Origin of the sequence: Pseudomonas sp. 51_B (assembly GCF_017491595.1) — a bacterium.
GTDB classification, from domain to species: domain Bacteria; phylum Pseudomonadota; class Gammaproteobacteria; order Pseudomonadales; family Pseudomonadaceae; genus Aquipseudomonas; species Aquipseudomonas promysalinigenes.
The window spans coordinates 1-532 of sequence record NZ_JAFGYW010000163.1 but is presented as its reverse complement, the minus strand read 5'-3'; the positions used below and the strand labels follow the sequence as shown (position 1 = coordinate 532).

Here is a 532-nt window from a genome sequence, read left to right as displayed (position 1 = left end):
GTACCATCAGGCAGAAAAAAACCGCCGCCCCTTTGAGCTGGACGGCGGTTTTTTTGTTTCAGACGGCGCTTACACCGTATCCACCTTCAAGGAATGATCATTAAGCATGCCGCTGATGATCGTCGCCGTGTCATGCCCCCCAGCCACCATGCCGCCCGCCCCGGGTGTCACGCCGTAGTGGCTGGCGAGGTTGACGCCGGCCAGGTCGATGGTCTGGTTCGGCGTGCCGCCGGCCATGGCGCTGACGTCGATGCTGGTCATCACCGAGGCGCCGCTGCCGCTGACGGTGAAGTGCAGATAGTCGTCCAGCGACGCGGTGCTGGCGTTTTCGCCTTGCAGCAGTTGCGACAGGTCGAGTTTGTCGGTGCCGGGGGTGAAGTCGGTGATCAGGTCGTGGCCGCTGTTGCCCTTGAGCCACTGGAAGGTGTCAGCCCCTGCCCCGCCTGTCAGCGTATTGTTGCCCATGCCACCGATCAGCAAGTCATCGCCAGCGCCGCCATTGAGGAAGTCGTTGCCGAGGCCGCCGTTGATC

General features: G+C 63.0%; 1 protein-coding gene. It reads right to left on the bottom strand.

What is annotated here, in order from left to right:
• Positions 1–69 precede the first annotated feature (69 nt).
• On the bottom strand, positions 70–532 hold a 463-nt coding region (locus tag J5M56_RS24175), incomplete at its 5' end, for a type I secretion C-terminal target domain-containing protein (protein ID WP_207937964.1).